Source organism: Verrucomicrobia bacterium S94, assembly GCA_004299845.1.
GTDB lineage: Bacteria > Verrucomicrobiota > Kiritimatiellia > Kiritimatiellales > Pontiellaceae > Pontiella.
In genome coordinates this window covers 1466753-1480119 of sequence record CP036201.1, presented here as the reverse complement: position 1 = coordinate 1480119, position 13367 = coordinate 1466753, and the positions used below count along the sequence as shown (strand labels likewise).

Annotated in this window: 12 protein-coding genes and 1 tRNA gene; 7 read left to right on the top strand and 6 right to left on the bottom strand. The window is 51.4% G+C overall.

Annotated elements, in window-relative coordinates; genetic code table 11:
* Window positions 1-5 precede the first annotated feature (5 nt).
* A complete protein-coding gene (locus EGM51_06110; protein QBG49257.1) occupies window positions 6-1019 on the bottom strand; it encodes a rhamnose/proton symporter RhaT in 1014 nt (337 codons plus the stop codon).
* 511 nt (window positions 1020-1530) lie between these two features.
* Between EGM51_06110 and EGM51_06105 the strand changes: the two genes are divergently transcribed.
* The 6 genes from EGM51_06105 (at window position 1531) to EGM51_06080 (ending at window position 7166) form a co-directional block, all read left to right on the top strand.
* Window positions 1531-2031, top strand: a complete 501-nt coding sequence (locus EGM51_06105) for an IS110 family transposase (GenBank protein QBG46987.1) — start codon at window positions 1531-1533, stop codon at window positions 2029-2031.
* Between the two features lie 261 nt (window positions 2032-2292).
* Window positions 2293-3249: an AraC family transcriptional regulator gene (locus EGM51_06100; protein ID QBG46986.1), complete on the top strand. Its 957-nt coding sequence runs from the start codon at window positions 2293-2295 to the stop codon at window positions 3247-3249.
* An 89-nt stretch (window positions 3250-3338) separates the two neighbouring features.
* Window positions 3339-4946 carry an iduronate-2-sulfatase gene (locus tag EGM51_06095; protein ID QBG46985.1) on the top strand — a complete coding sequence of 536 codons (1608 nt, stop codon included), beginning with the start codon at window positions 3339-3341 and terminating at the stop codon, window positions 4944-4946.
* An 8-nt stretch (window positions 4947-4954) separates the two neighbouring features.
* Window positions 4955-6643 (top strand): sulfatase, encoded by a 1689-nt coding sequence (locus EGM51_06090; GenBank protein QBG46984.1) that lies wholly within the window; start codon window positions 4955-4957, stop codon window positions 6641-6643.
* A 258-nt stretch (window positions 6644-6901) separates the two neighbouring features.
* Window positions 6902-6978: transfer RNA gene (locus EGM51_06085), tRNA-Met, on the top strand.
* A gap of 14 nt (window positions 6979-6992) precedes the next feature.
* The gene (locus EGM51_06080; GenBank protein QBG46983.1) at window positions 6993-7166 is read left to right on the top strand and encodes a hypothetical protein; all 174 of its coding nucleotides are present in this window, start codon (window positions 6993-6995) and stop codon (window positions 7164-7166) included.
* Window positions 7167-7224: 58 nt separating this feature from the next.
* Here the strand turns inward: EGM51_06080 and EGM51_06075 are convergent, their stop codons facing one another.
* The 4 genes from EGM51_06075 to EGM51_06060 all read right to left on the bottom strand — a co-directional run bounded on the left by EGM51_06075 (window position 7225) and on the right by EGM51_06060 (window position 10534).
* On the bottom strand, window positions 7225-8199 hold the full coding sequence (locus EGM51_06075) for a tRNA-dihydrouridine synthase family protein (GenBank protein ID QBG46982.1): 975 nt from the start codon (window positions 8197-8199) through the stop codon (window positions 7225-7227).
* An 80-nt stretch (window positions 8200-8279) separates the two neighbouring features.
* A complete protein-coding gene (gene yeiP, locus EGM51_06070) occupies window positions 8280-8846 on the bottom strand; it encodes an elongation factor P-like protein YeiP (protein ID QBG46981.1) in 567 nt (188 codons plus the stop codon).
* A gap of 66 nt (window positions 8847-8912) precedes the next feature.
* On the bottom strand, window positions 8913-9659 hold the full coding sequence (gene larB, locus EGM51_06065) for a nickel pincer cofactor biosynthesis protein LarB (GenBank protein ID QBG46980.1): 747 nt from the start codon (window positions 9657-9659) through the stop codon (window positions 8913-8915).
* A complete protein-coding gene (locus EGM51_06060) occupies window positions 9650-10534 on the bottom strand; it encodes an HAD family hydrolase (protein QBG46979.1) in 885 nt (294 codons plus the stop codon). The genes larB and EGM51_06060 overlap by 10 nt, the downstream gene beginning before the upstream one ends.
* A 162-nt stretch (window positions 10535-10696) precedes the next feature.
* Here EGM51_06060 and EGM51_06055 point away from each other — a divergent pair, with 162 nt between their 5' ends.
* Window positions 10697-11884, top strand: coding sequence for a methionine adenosyltransferase (locus EGM51_06055; GenBank protein ID QBG46978.1), 1188 nt, complete (start codon window positions 10697-10699; stop codon window positions 11882-11884).
* 58 nt (window positions 11885-11942) lie between these two features.
* On the opposite strand, the gene EGM51_06050 is transcribed toward EGM51_06055, so the two are convergent.
* Window positions 11943-13253: a DNA polymerase IV gene (locus EGM51_06050; protein QBG46977.1), complete on the bottom strand. Its 1311-nt coding sequence runs from the start codon at window positions 13251-13253 to the stop codon at window positions 11943-11945.
* Window positions 13254-13367: the final 114 nt, after the last annotated feature.

Genomic DNA, 13367 nt, shown 5'->3' with positions numbered 1-13367 from the left:
GTTATTTAAAGAGTCGATGCATAGGTCATAACCACGGTAGCTGCAATAATGACCATGACGCCGCCGAGCATGATTTGAAACGGCCCTTTCATGCCTTTCCATTCGCCGGTAATAATTGCAGCAATATTGCTGACGATTAAAGAAAGGCCGAGCATCACAGGCCAGCAGATCATCGTTCCGATTTTTCCCATTAGAGCAACACCCTGACCATAGGTTCCGAGAGCGGCAAACCAGAGTAGACCGGCGATAACAGACCATTTAAGGGCTTTAAACATGCCGGGCGATTTAAAAGAGGAAAAGGATTTGTTTTTGAACAGAAGGAACAGAGCATAGCCGGCATTCATAAGATAGGCTCCGGCCAGTACAACCACCCAGCGGGCCAGAGCGGTGTTGCGCTGCAGTGCACCGGCTTTTTCAGCCAGTTTCCCGATTTCCATGGTATTGTCAAAACCGATGGCCAGCATCGCAGAGAGGATTCCACTGACAGATGCGATGAGCAGGCCGAGTTTGAATTCTTTCCCTTTCTTAATTCCCCGTATTTCGCCACCGGCTTCGGCCAACGCTTTATCGCGTTTCAGACCGGCGAGGGTCACAATGAAGACCGCAACTGCCAGCAAAGTAAGGCCCGCGAGAATGAAAGGAATACCGTCTTTGTTAATGGAATCAAAACGGAGAAAAAACGGAACCAGTGCTCCGGCAATAGAACAGAGTCCCATGACAATGCCGTAGGTGAGTGACATCCCAATATAGCCAACGGAAACACCGAACATGATTCCGCCGATTCCCCAGCCGAATCCCAGAGCCGCGCCGGAGAAAATTTCATTGGCAGGGGCTTGGGCAAGCACGGTTCCCAGATCAGGAACAACCATTAATGCCCAGATGAGCGGGAAGAATACCATGGCAACTGTGGCATGCACGATCCACCATGCCTCCCAGGACAGCGGTTTAACGTATTTCATTCCGAGGCCGAAGGTACCCTGGAAAATACTGGCCAGAATAATTATAAAAATGGGTAGCATCAGTTCACTCATTGTTTCTCCAGCAGATTGACAGATTTACGTTTGCACACAGAAAAAGAAGGAAACATAGCTGATCTTGTAATTTAATATGCGCTTATTGTACTTGTCCGCAAAAGCGGAACGTTTCATACCAAACGTTAAAACTATCCGGTATAAATTTGATCCCGCGCAGAGGCGCCGAGGACGCAGAGAAATTCAGTCATAAACGGCTGCGCCTTGTAGGTTTCTCCCGACATCATTTGAGCTTTTTCCCCTTTCGAGAATGGGAACCATTACTCGTCGGAGAAAGGGGAGGAAAAAAGCTCCTCAGTTAAGTAAGCTCAGGAGCACCAGGGAACCGCCGGGCTTTTGACGAAAAGCTCGGCGGGGTTTCGGAAGAGATCATTCTGCGTCCAGAACCTGCCGGAGGCAGCGTTCATCGCAGAGCAGGGATCCTCCGAAGCTGCTCCGGTTTTATCTCAAACAGTTGACAGAGCCTTTTGAGCTCACCTCTACAAGACGGAGAAAAACCATGAAACATGAATTAACCCTGATTGCGGTTGACGTTAGCAAAGAATCGCTGGATGTCCTGAAAAAAGAAATCACAGCCATTGAGAAGCGCATCCGGGAACTGATCAACTCCGATGAGAGTCTGTCGGCCTGTTTATCCTGTCTCACTGCCATCAAAGGCGTTGGCGAAGTTAGCGCATGGATGATCATGGCCTTCCTCGGTGAAATCACGATGCTCAGCAGAAATGAACTCGTTGCTCTCGCCGGCGTTGCCCCCTACAACAGAGACAGCGGCAGATTTAAAGGAAAGCGAAAAATCAAAAGCGGGCGTGCGAAGGTCAGAAAAGCGCTGTATATGGCGACCGGAACTGCAGCGATGTATAATCCTGTAATCAAAGCCTATACCGATGGACTCCAATCGCGCGGGAAACCCTATAAATGTGCAATGGTCGCAGGGATGAGGAAAATGCTCATCCACATGCAGTCCGAACTTAGAAAAGCAGAAATAAAGGTTGAGTTATGACACAGTTGCTCTGCGTCGCTGCGCGGAATAACGCTGTCGTTAAGACCGGAATTTTTTAGTAAATGGTATCAGAGGTTGGGTCGGAAAATTCATGTGCCGGGGAGCGAAATCCTGCGAGGTTTTTTCTACGGAATAAACCGGTGTTCAGCGGATTTCAAAAAAATATCTGCCTATTCAGCTGACGAGTAGCGCCTTTTGGGATTATCCTCTGTTTTCATCCTGCCGGATGAGGGGTGCAGTGTTGGACCTAAGGAGTGTATAATGAGTCTGGTACAATCAGGTGCGATATTCGATGCGTTGTCTTTCCCGGTGCACGTGGACCGGGTGGAAGACCGTGAACTGCGGATCGACGAGCTGCACCGCCATGAATATTTCGAGTTCCTTTACGTGAAAAAAGGATCGCTGGTCTGTCGGTTTAAAAGCCGGACGGAAATCCTGAAGCAGGGAGAGATTCTCATTATCAAGCCCTATGTGCTCCATAGGCTGGACGATCAGGAAAAGGCGGTCTGCTGTTCCTATTTCTGCAGCTTCCTGCCGCAGGCGGTGGATCTGAATATCCAGTCATTGGAAATGCTTCAGCAGTCGGAGTCTCCGAATGTCTACTACTTTAAATCACTGATGTCGCTGGTGGAGAAAGAATCAGCGGCCGTGAAAATGGAGCTTGCGCGGGAAGTGCGGCAATCCATGGAACACGTTCTTGAACTGCTCAAAGTCCATTCGCATACTTCCTCGGAAAAGAGCCACGCCCTGTGCCGTTTTTATTTTCTGGAACTGATGGCGCTGATGTCGGAACAGCATGACCGTGCGCTGGAGAGCCGGCGAACGGTGAAACAGGAGGTCAGTGTTTCGGTATCGAAATGCATGCAGGGACTGCGGGCGGTGCTCAACTATATTCACGATCATTATGATGAGGAACTGACGTTGGAAGCCATGGCCCGTATGTGCGGTACGGCGGAACCTTATTTCTGCAGATTGTTTAAAAATGAAACCGGTTCCACGTTCATGAATTATCTTAACGGTCTGCGCATTCGTAAGGCCTGTGAACTGTTGCGCGACAGTTCCGATAATGCACTGGAAATCTGTTATCAGGTGGGCTACAGCAACTATCCGCGTTTTTCGCGGCAGTTCAAAAAGAATACCGGCCAATCCCCGGTTGAATTCCGGCGCGAAGTGTGCCGCGGGCGCGGAAAGTACTGGAAACCTTCTCTGGCAAAGTAGAATGAATGATGGGACAAATGCAGTATCGGCCGAGACAGACCGACTGCTGTTTCGGTAGACCTGTTCAATCGTACTTTAACCCGTAGAGGATGAATATGAACAGACGTACTGTGATCGGAACACTTCTTTTGTCTCTGGCCTGTGGGGCCGGAGCGGCCGAAAAACCCAATATTCTTTTTATCGCCGTTGATGATCTGCGGCCGGAGCTGGGATGCTACGGTTCGGAAATCGCCATCAGTCCGAATCTGGACCGGCTTGCCTCAGAGGGACTGCTGTTCAACCGGGCCTACTGCCAGGAACCGATCTGCGGTCCATCGCGGGCCAGTCTGATGTGCGGAGCGCGGCCGGACTCCATCGGTGTGGTGGAAAACTATGCTCATTTCCGTGAGCTGAATCCCGACATCGTAACGCTTTCACAGCACTTTATGAACAACGGCTATGAAACCACGCAGATCGGCAAGATTTTCCATAGCGAAAAATTTGCCGACTGGGAGCATTCCTGGAGCCGCCGTCCAATGAAGCTCAATGTAAAACGGCCGGTGGTCGGCAATCCGTATGCCGAGCCGGAAAATCGTAAAATTTTCAAGGAAACCAAAGATTATCTGGAGAAGAAATACTGGGTGGGCGTTGGAAAAACCGGTCTGGTTCACGGCCCGGCCTATGAATTTGCCGATGTGCCGGATAATGCCTATCGCGATGGGTACAACGCTGACGTCGCTGTCGCGGAAATTAAACAGCTGGCTGAAGGTGATAAACCGTTTTTCCTGGGGGTCGGTTTTTATAAGCCGCACCTTGAATTTATCGCACCGAAAAAATACTGGGATCTGTATGATCACAACGCCATTCCGCTGGCCGGGCACACCACAGCACCGAAAGACGGTGCTGCCATGGGACTGCATGCCTCGTTTGAACTGCGAGTCCGTTCCGATATTCCGAAATCCGGCGATATCGATGACGAACTGGCCCGGAATTTGAAACATGCTTATCTCGGCTGCGTCAGTTATATCGATGCGCAGATTGGTAAAGTGCTTCAGGCTCTGGACGAAGCCGGTGTGCGCGATAATACCATTATTATGGTCTGGGGGGATCACGGCTGGCACCTCGGCGATATGGGCATCTGGGGCAAAGCAACCAACTATGAAATTGCCACACGCGTTCCGCTGCTGATCTGGACACCGGATATGCCGGCCGGAAGTCGGGGAAAAACCACCGATGCACTGGTGGAGCTGGTGGATATGTATCCGACACTCTGCGAACTGGCAGGTCTTGAACTGCCGAAACATCTGGATGGCGAAAGTTTTGTTCCGTTGCTGGATGATCCGGAACGGCCGTGGGATCAGGTCGCATTCAGTCAGTTTCCGAATCCGGCACTTCGTGAATGGGCGGCCAATCCGTTGATGCCGCAGATGCGCGAAACCTTTTTCGGTCCGCTGATTGAAGAGGTCGAACAGCGCATTATTAAACAGCAGGGCGATAAATGGGATCGTGATCTCTTTGAAAATCATCTGATGGGCTATGCCATGCGCACCGATCGTTATCGCATTATCCTGTGGAAAGATGTGCGGCATCCCGAAGCGGAACCGGTTTTTGTGGAACTCTACGATCACGAAACCGATCCGCATGAAACCGTCAATGTTGCACAGCAGAATCCGGAAACGGTCAACGCGCTTATCCGTCAGTTCAACGCCGCACTTTAAGGAACGCCATGAATCTCAAAGTATTGTTTATCTGTCTGCTGTTTACAGGAACCGCATGGGCTGCACCGCGCCCGAATATTCTGGTGATCATGTGCGATGATCTGGGTTATGCCGACGTCGGATTCAACGGGGCCGAAGACATCAAAACTCCGCATCTTGACCGGCTTGCCGACGCCGGTACAATCTGCACTTCGGCCTATGTTGCTCATCCGTTCTGCGGCCCGAGCCGTATGGGATTGATGACCGGTCGTTATCCGCATGAATATGGCGGCCAGTTCAATCATCCGCCGTATCAGGAGGGACTGACGGAATATGACGATCTCGGTGTTCCGATCGAGGAGACGTTGATCAGTGAAGTGCTCCGGAAGGCGGGTTACTTTACCGGAGCAATTGGAAAGTGGCATCTGGGTACGGCCGACTATGCGCATCCGAACGCACGCGGTTTTGATGATTTTTATGGATTTGTCGGCGGTGGACATCAGTATTTTCCTGAAAAATATGAACCGGCGTACCAGCGGCAGAAAAAAAGAGGCGTTGAACGGATTAATGAATATCTTCATCCGTTGGAACACAATGGAAAAGCGGTACAAGGAAAAGGGTATCTCACCGATGAACTGACCGGGGAAGCTGTCCGCTTTCTCAATGAAGCCGCCGATAAAAAAGAACCTTTCTTTCTCTATCTGGCCTATAACGCACCGCATGCGCCAATGGAAGCCACGCCGGAGGATCTCGCTGTTTTTTCGGATATCTTAAATCCGAAACGGCGGACCTATGCGGCCATGGTGTATGCCGTTGACCGGGGAATTGAACGCATTGTGGAAACGCTTAAAAAAAATGATCAGTTTGAAGATACACTGATTATTTTTCTGAGCGATAACGGTGGGAAACCGTCGTTAGGTGCTTCGAACAAACCGTTGCGCGGACGCAAGGGGGATACCTGGGAGGGTGGTTACCGTGTGCCGATGATGTGGCATTGGCCCGGTAAAATTCCGGCAGGGAAAGTGGACTTTCCGGTTTCGTCGCTGGATTTCTATCCCACCTTTGCGGCCCTGGCCGGCGGGCGGATTCCGGCGGGCAAGGAGCTGGATGGGGAAAATATTTTCCAGGCATTGAAAACCAATGAAAATCCCAGAAAAGGGGAAATGATTTTTGCAGCCCGGCATCGCAGTTCCTACACCGATATTGCGGCCCGCCGCGATGACTGGAAGGTTACAAAATACGGCAATCAGCCGTGGCGTCTTTACAACATCACGGAAGATCCGGGTGAAACCAACGATCTGGCGTCGCAGTATCCGGAACGGGTACAGGAAATGGTGAAAATGGCGGAGAAGTGGGGGGATTCACATGCGGAACCGCTCTTTTTCCATGCTGCCGGTCAGCGCGATGCATGGGCAAAGTTCAATATGCCGAATTTTGATCGTGATTTTGTGCCTGCTGTCGGCGCCCCGCTTCTCGTACCTCCGACGCATATTACGGATCTGCCGAATACTGCTGAATCAGCATCGCCTGGCGTTAAACTCAAAAAAGGCGATTCCACTCTGGAGCAGTATATTGCCCGCGAAAAAATCAAATGGGAATCCAATGGCTGGGTATGGAATCAGGACGCTGTGATCGATACGTTCCGGCAAATCGATGTAAACGGAGACGGCGTTATCAGCGGAGCGGAAAAGAAGAGCTTTTGGTCGAAAGAAAAATAACCATAGGCAGGGGGTGTGAAATGTACATTTTTATTCCAACCGTCCTGTGTGCCGTCCGGGCATCGGCTGTGGTTCAGCGGGATGAACCGGCCGGCTGCCCGGACTGTTTAAGCACGTGTGCAGAGGTTCCGGTATTGAGGTGTTTTCTTCTTTTTTCCATCGATTTTAAGACGCAGTAAACCCGCCGAAAAAAAGTTTGAGAAATGGCCTTGCCAAGGCCGGGGTGTTTAACTATCTTCCTCACCTCTTATCGCCGATGGCTGAGTAGCTCAGTTGGTCAGAGCAGCGGAATCATAATCCGCGTGTCGGGGGTTCAAGTCCCTCCTCAGCCACCATTTTCAAGCCGCATATGCGGCTTTTTTTGTTGCTGGAGATTGTTATGAACTGTTCATTCTGCGGAAGGTCTGAAGATGAGGCCGATGTTATTGTGGCGGCCACAGAACAGAATGTGGCGATCTGCGATGAATGCGTCGAAATCTGCAATCAGGTTATTGCTGAAGAGCGCGCGAAAGTCGGGAAATAAATTTGCCTTCTTCTCCATATTTGGAGGAGAGCCGCGTGCCTCTCTCAATACCGGTTTTTCAGGCCTGCCATTCCGCATCGGCGAGGAATTCGGAAACGATCGCTTTATAGGTATTGAGCTTCTGTGCTTTTTTAAGCTTTTTGAACATCTTTCGGCCGTTGGAGAGATGGGTGGCCTGATAGCTCCAGAATTCTTTCATTTTTCCAAGTACAGGATGATCACCATGCAATGCGGATTCGTATTGTGAAACAAGGTCATCATGAAAATCCCGGATTCTGGAAATATGTTTTTCATACATTATAATGTGTGAAATCGGATCTTCTTTAATCTGTTCGCAGAGGAAGGGATTGGCGAGCAGTCCGCGGCCGAGCATATAGCGCTGAATCGTCGGAAATCGTTTTTTCAGGGATTGGAAAAACGCCGGATCGTTGATGTCGCCGTTGTAGCAAACGGGGTGTTCCAGCGCCTGGAAAGCCTGTTCGAAGGCGTCGAGGTCGACGTGGCCCTCGTACATCTGTTCGGCCGTGCGGGGATGGATAATGACTTCATTGAGCGGAAATTGATTGAGTACGGGAATCAGTTGCAGCAGTTCTGATTTATCGGAAACGCCGAGCCGTACTTTCACTGATACGCTTACCGGGCTGCGTTCGCAAACTTCGTTGAGAATGATGTCGACGGTATCAGGATGAGGCAGAAGGCCGGAGCCCCGGCGTTTTTTGCGTATGGGTTTGTGGGGGCAGCCCAGATTCCAGTTGACTTCGGTGTAGCCGAGGTCGGCCAGGGCGATATTCATCTGCACAAAATCGTCGGCATTGTTGCCGATGACCTGCGGGATCATGGGCAGTCCGGACTGGTTTTCGGGAAGAACATCTTTGAGCAGTTTCGGATTGATGCGTTCGGCGTTAACCGTCGGGATGAATGGAGCCATCTCGATATCCAGTCCCCGGAAATGGCGGACAAATGCGCGACGGTAGTGCATGGTGGTGATGCCGCGCATCGGGGCCAGAATTAAAGTGGGACTGGGAGAGGACATTTTTTACCGCCCGCTGTGCTGAGAGACAGAGCGCACAGCTTTTTTCATTATTCTCTGTGCGCTCTGCGGGAAATTACAGGTTAAGCACGGGAGAGGAATTTGCGTTCTTTGGTGTCAATCTTGATGACTTCACCGGGTTCGATGTATTCCGGCACCTGGATAACGAGACCGGTCGGCATGGTTGCCGGTTTGGTGCGTGAGGTGGCGGAGGCGCCTTTCATGGCCGGGGGGCATTCGACAATTTCCATTTCGATGGTGTCGGGCATGCGCAGGGTCAGAATACGGCCTTCGGAAATGAGGGCGGTGATGCCTTCCATGCCTTCAATGAGGAAGGGAAGAATGTCTTCAATATCCTCTTCAGTCAGTTCGAAGGATTCGTAGGTTTCCAGGTCCATGAAGGCGTAGCGGTCGCCGTTTTTATAGTCGTAGGAAACTTCCTGGGTCTCGAAGGATGTTTCCTGCAGGGCATCGTCGGCGCGATAGGTCATGTCGACCTTGTTTTTGGTGGAGACGTTGCGGAACCGAACTTTATAAATGGTGCCGCCGCCGCGGGCTGTGGGCGATTGCTGGGCGATATTTTCGACGGTGTGCGGTGCGCCGTCGATGTCGATTACGTGCTGTTTTTTGAGGTCACATGCCTTAATCATAAATTGCTCCTTATTTTAGAAAGGGCGCAATATCTCCAAACCGGGAGCAACAATCAAGACAGATCGCTATTTCAAGGCATTGACCATGGCGGCATTAAAGCCTGCACCGAAGCCGTTGTCGATGTTAACGACGGTTATGTTGGGTGCGCAGGAATTGAGCATCGTAAAGAGCGGTGCAAGGCCGTTAAGGTGGGAGCCGTAGCCGACGGAGGTGGGGACGGCAATGACCGGACAGGGGGCGAGACCGCCGACGACGGAGGGCAGCGCGCCTTCCATGCCGGCCACGCAGACGATGGCGCGGGCCTGCTGGATTTTTCCGTTGTGGGCCAGCAGGCGGTGAATGCCCGCCACGCCGGCGTCGTAGATCCGTTCCACGCAGGCTCCGGAAATGGAGGCGGTTTCATAGGCTTCTTCCGCCACCGGGATGTCCGCGGTTCCGGCTGAAATGATCAGCACACTGCCGGTTTTTTCTTTTTCTGTATTTTCCAGAACGATGGTTCGTCCGAGTTCGTTGTAACGCAGATGCGGATTGATTTTTTCCAGGCGTTGGAAAAGCTCCGGTTCGGCACGGGTCAGCAGAATATTGTCATTACGTTTTTCCAGGGACTGAAAAATCTGTTCCACCTGTTCGTGGGTTTTTCCCTGGCAGAACACCACTTCCGGGTAGCCGGTGCGGAGCGCACGGTGATGGTCGATTTTGGCAAAACCCATATCCTCGAACGGAAGGTCTTTCAGCGAGGACAGGATGGAGGCCATATCCGTTTCGCCGTTTTTAAACCGGGTAAGCAGGGATTCGAGTTTATCTATTTCCATGGCGGTGTTTCCGGAAGTTTCGCTTTGAATTCGTGAATGAGCTGTTTCTGATAGTCGTCGGAAAAACTCCCGTCGAGAAAACGGGCGTACGCTTCGTTGATAAACCGCTGCCAGCTTTCGATCTCCTGACCGGGAATAATCGGATAAAAACAGCAGCCGAGGGTCTGCGCGGTGGTCAGGTCGCCGGTGGCGTCGCCGATCATCAGAATGGCTTTTTCAGGATAGCGTTCGGCGGCGGCCATGGTGAAGCAGTCCACTTTGGATCCGATTTCCGGTCCGGCAATTACCCGGACATATCGGGCCAGGTTATCGCGGTGCCAGTCCTTGAGGAGTGCAACGGCCTGGGTCTGGGACATGACCACGGCATCGGAATTTTTCTGAATCTGTTTGAGTGCATCTTCCGCTCCTTCGAATGCAGGCGGATCAGGCATGTTGGCATCAATATCTTTATTTAATTCAATGCTCCAGCGATGCGCCTGGGCGAGCAGTTCGCTGCCGGTCCGTTCCGCTTCCGCTTTACAGGTGGCGTTGCTGAGCGGCAGGCCGGAGTCGCAGTAGGCGCGCAGATCGGCGGGATCGGGAATGGCGGCTTTATTGCAGGCCTGCGGCCAGTCGAGCAGCAGTTCGAAGGTTCTGCAGAGTCCGAGGAAGCGGTTCAGTCCGCGGTAGCAGGAATAGAGAAAGGTGAATTCCGCTGCGGCACGCACTTCGGTCTCGATGGCTTCCAGACCCCAGTTTCTGATGATGTGGGGATGGAAGAAATCCTTCTGTTTGGTATCCATGGTGTCAAAAACACATCCGTCGGAGTCAATCCCGACGAAGGTTTCGAACTGAGGCAGAAAGTTGATGAGGTCGTTTTCTGTAAATTCGTGCATAGTTGTTTTCCAGTACTGAAGAGTAGGAGGGGAAGCGACGGGGATCAAGCTTTCTACGGCAAAAGGGGATTTCCTATAAAATTATATCGATATCCCGCAGGAGCTCCGCTAAATTCGGCAACTATATTCATTAATCCGAATAAACGAATAGAGGTTTAGAAAATGAGTAAAATCCGCGTAGATCACGTTTTTACATCCGAGTCCGTTTCCGAGGGACATCCGGACAAAGTATGTGACCAGATTTCAGATGCCATTCTTGATGCATGCCTTGCGCAGGACGCCAAAAGCCGCGTAGCCTGCGAAACACTCACAACCACGAATCTGGTAGTCAATGCCGGCGAAATTACGTGTGCGGGATGGGATAATGTCGATCCGGAGGCGATTGCCCGCGAAGTGTGCCGTGAAATCGGTTACGATCGCGAAGAGCTTGAATTCTGTGATAAAACGTTTGAATACATCAACCGGCTGCACGGTCAGTCGCCCGATATTTCCCAAGGGGTAACTGAAGGCGAAGGTCTTTTTTCCGAGCAGGGTGCCGGCGACCAGGGCATGATGTTCGGCTATGCCTGCAATGAAACGGATGAACTGATGCCTGCGCCGATTGCGTTCAGTCATCGTCTGCTCGACGAATTGCAGAAAATCCGTAAGGCGGGAACGATTCCCTATCTGCGTCCCGATTCCAAATCGCAGGTTTCTGTTCAGTATCAGGGAGGGAAGCCGGTTTCCATTGAAACGGTGGTAATTTCGCATCAGACCGACGATGTGCCGTTGGAAACGATTCGTGACGATCTGATCAAGGTTTGCAAAGCAGTGCTGGAACCGACAGGACTGCTCAAAGAAGATACGGAATATTTTATCAATCCGACCGGAAAATTTGTAATCGGCGGACCGCACGGTGATGCCGGGTTGACCGGTCGTAAGATCATTGTGGATACCTATGGTGGTGTCGGCAGTCATGGCGGCGGTGCTTTTTCCGGTAAAGATCCATCCAAGGTGGACCGTTCAGCAGCCTATTATTCCCGCTATGCCGCGAAAAATATTGTGGCGGCCGGACTGGCTGAAAAATGTGAAATTCAGGTCGCCTATGCCATCGGTGTTCCGGAACCGCTGAGTATCAATGTGGATACCTATGGAACCGGAAGGGTGGATGATCATAAAATTGAAACGGTGCTCAAAAGCGGCGAGATTTTTGATTTCCGCCCGAGTGCGCTGATTGCGGATCTGGATCTGATGTATCCGAAGGGCTGGAGTTATCGTGAATCGGCGGCCTACGGGCATTTCGGACGAGGCCAGTTCCCCTGGGAGAAAACCGACAAGGTGGATGCGCTGAAAAAAGCGCTGAATATTTAAGCGGATTTCCAGATGCTGTACAAAACGCGTGCCCGTTTCGGGTGCGCGTTTTCTGCTGTTATACCTTGATGTTGAGCAGTGGAAGGTACAGACGCTGGCGTGCGGTTTCTCCGGGAAGCAGATGCATTTTGCGCCAGGGGAGCTCGGCACGGTCGTTTTTCGGCGCATCGTTGAGTTTTAATGCTGTTCCGGTGTGCACCTTGTGTTTTCCGAAACGCGCGTTTATTTCATCGATGGTTTTAGAGAGTTTTTCAAAGCGGTCAATTTCGAGGCGGTTTTCAAACAGATCGAACTGGGTGTTTTCGGCGGATTCGAGGTGAGTCAGACAGATCTGAGTGCTTCGGTATTCATAGCCGGGGCGGTAGATTTTTTCGAACAGCTGTTTAACCATGGGCAGGACTTCCTGAGTGGAATCGGTTGCACGGTTGAGCCGGGCACCGAGGCTGAATTCATGGAAGTTTTTCAGGCGAAGGGTAATGTGAATTACTTTGGTACGCTGTTTGTGGCGCCGCAGCCGGATCAGGGCCGATTCCGCATTGCGTACAAGTTTGGCATAGATGAAGGCTTTGTCGGCTGACGGAACGGTGAAGGTTTTTCCTTTTCCGAGACTCACATTGGCTGGTTTGGGGTGGGGGGTTACCGGCAGCAGATTAACGCCGCGCAGTTCGTGCCAGATTTCGACTCCGGGTTTTCCGAGCATTTTCTTAGCCCAGTTTTCCGGCCGTTGAACAAAATCATAGGCGGTTTTCAGACCGTGTTTCCGCAGCAGTTGCACTGTATTCCGGCCGAATCCCCAGACTTCTTCAAGCGGAATACGTTTTAGGAAAATATGGATATGCCGTCCCTGCACTACGGTAAGGCCCTTCGGTTTTCTGTAGTCCGAGGCGATTTTGCATAACCCTTTGGAAAGGCTGAGGCCAACGGAGATGCCAAGGTCGAGTTCGGTCTGAATGCTGTGCTGCATTTTCCGGGCAATTTCGGGATAGGACATGCGGTGGTAGCGCCTCAGCCCGGTGATGTCGGCAAAAGCTTCATCAATAGAGTATTCCTCAACTTCCGGCGTGAAACGCCGCATGATTTCAAAAAGACGCTTGGAATAGATGCTGTAGCTTTCATAGTCGCTCGGCAGTATGACGAGATCGGGATATATTTTACGGGCTTCGCCGAGACTGATTCCGCGGCGAATGCCGAGAGCCTTGGCTTCGTAGCTGGCGCAGGCGATAATTCCGCGTTCTTTTCCGGTGACGACCGGCCGGCCTTTCAGATGGGGATGCATGGCCTGTTCCACCGACGTAAAAAAGGCATCGGCATCCACATGGAGAAGGGCTTGCGGAAAAGATCGGTTTATGATGGGGGATTCAGCAGTCATTTTTTATTTCTGTGATCCGAATTTAAACTGAACGATTGTACATATTCAAGCGGAAGTACGGGTGTGGTTTTTTGTGTCCGGTCTTGAAGAAAATATTGGTAAAGGTATAGTGAA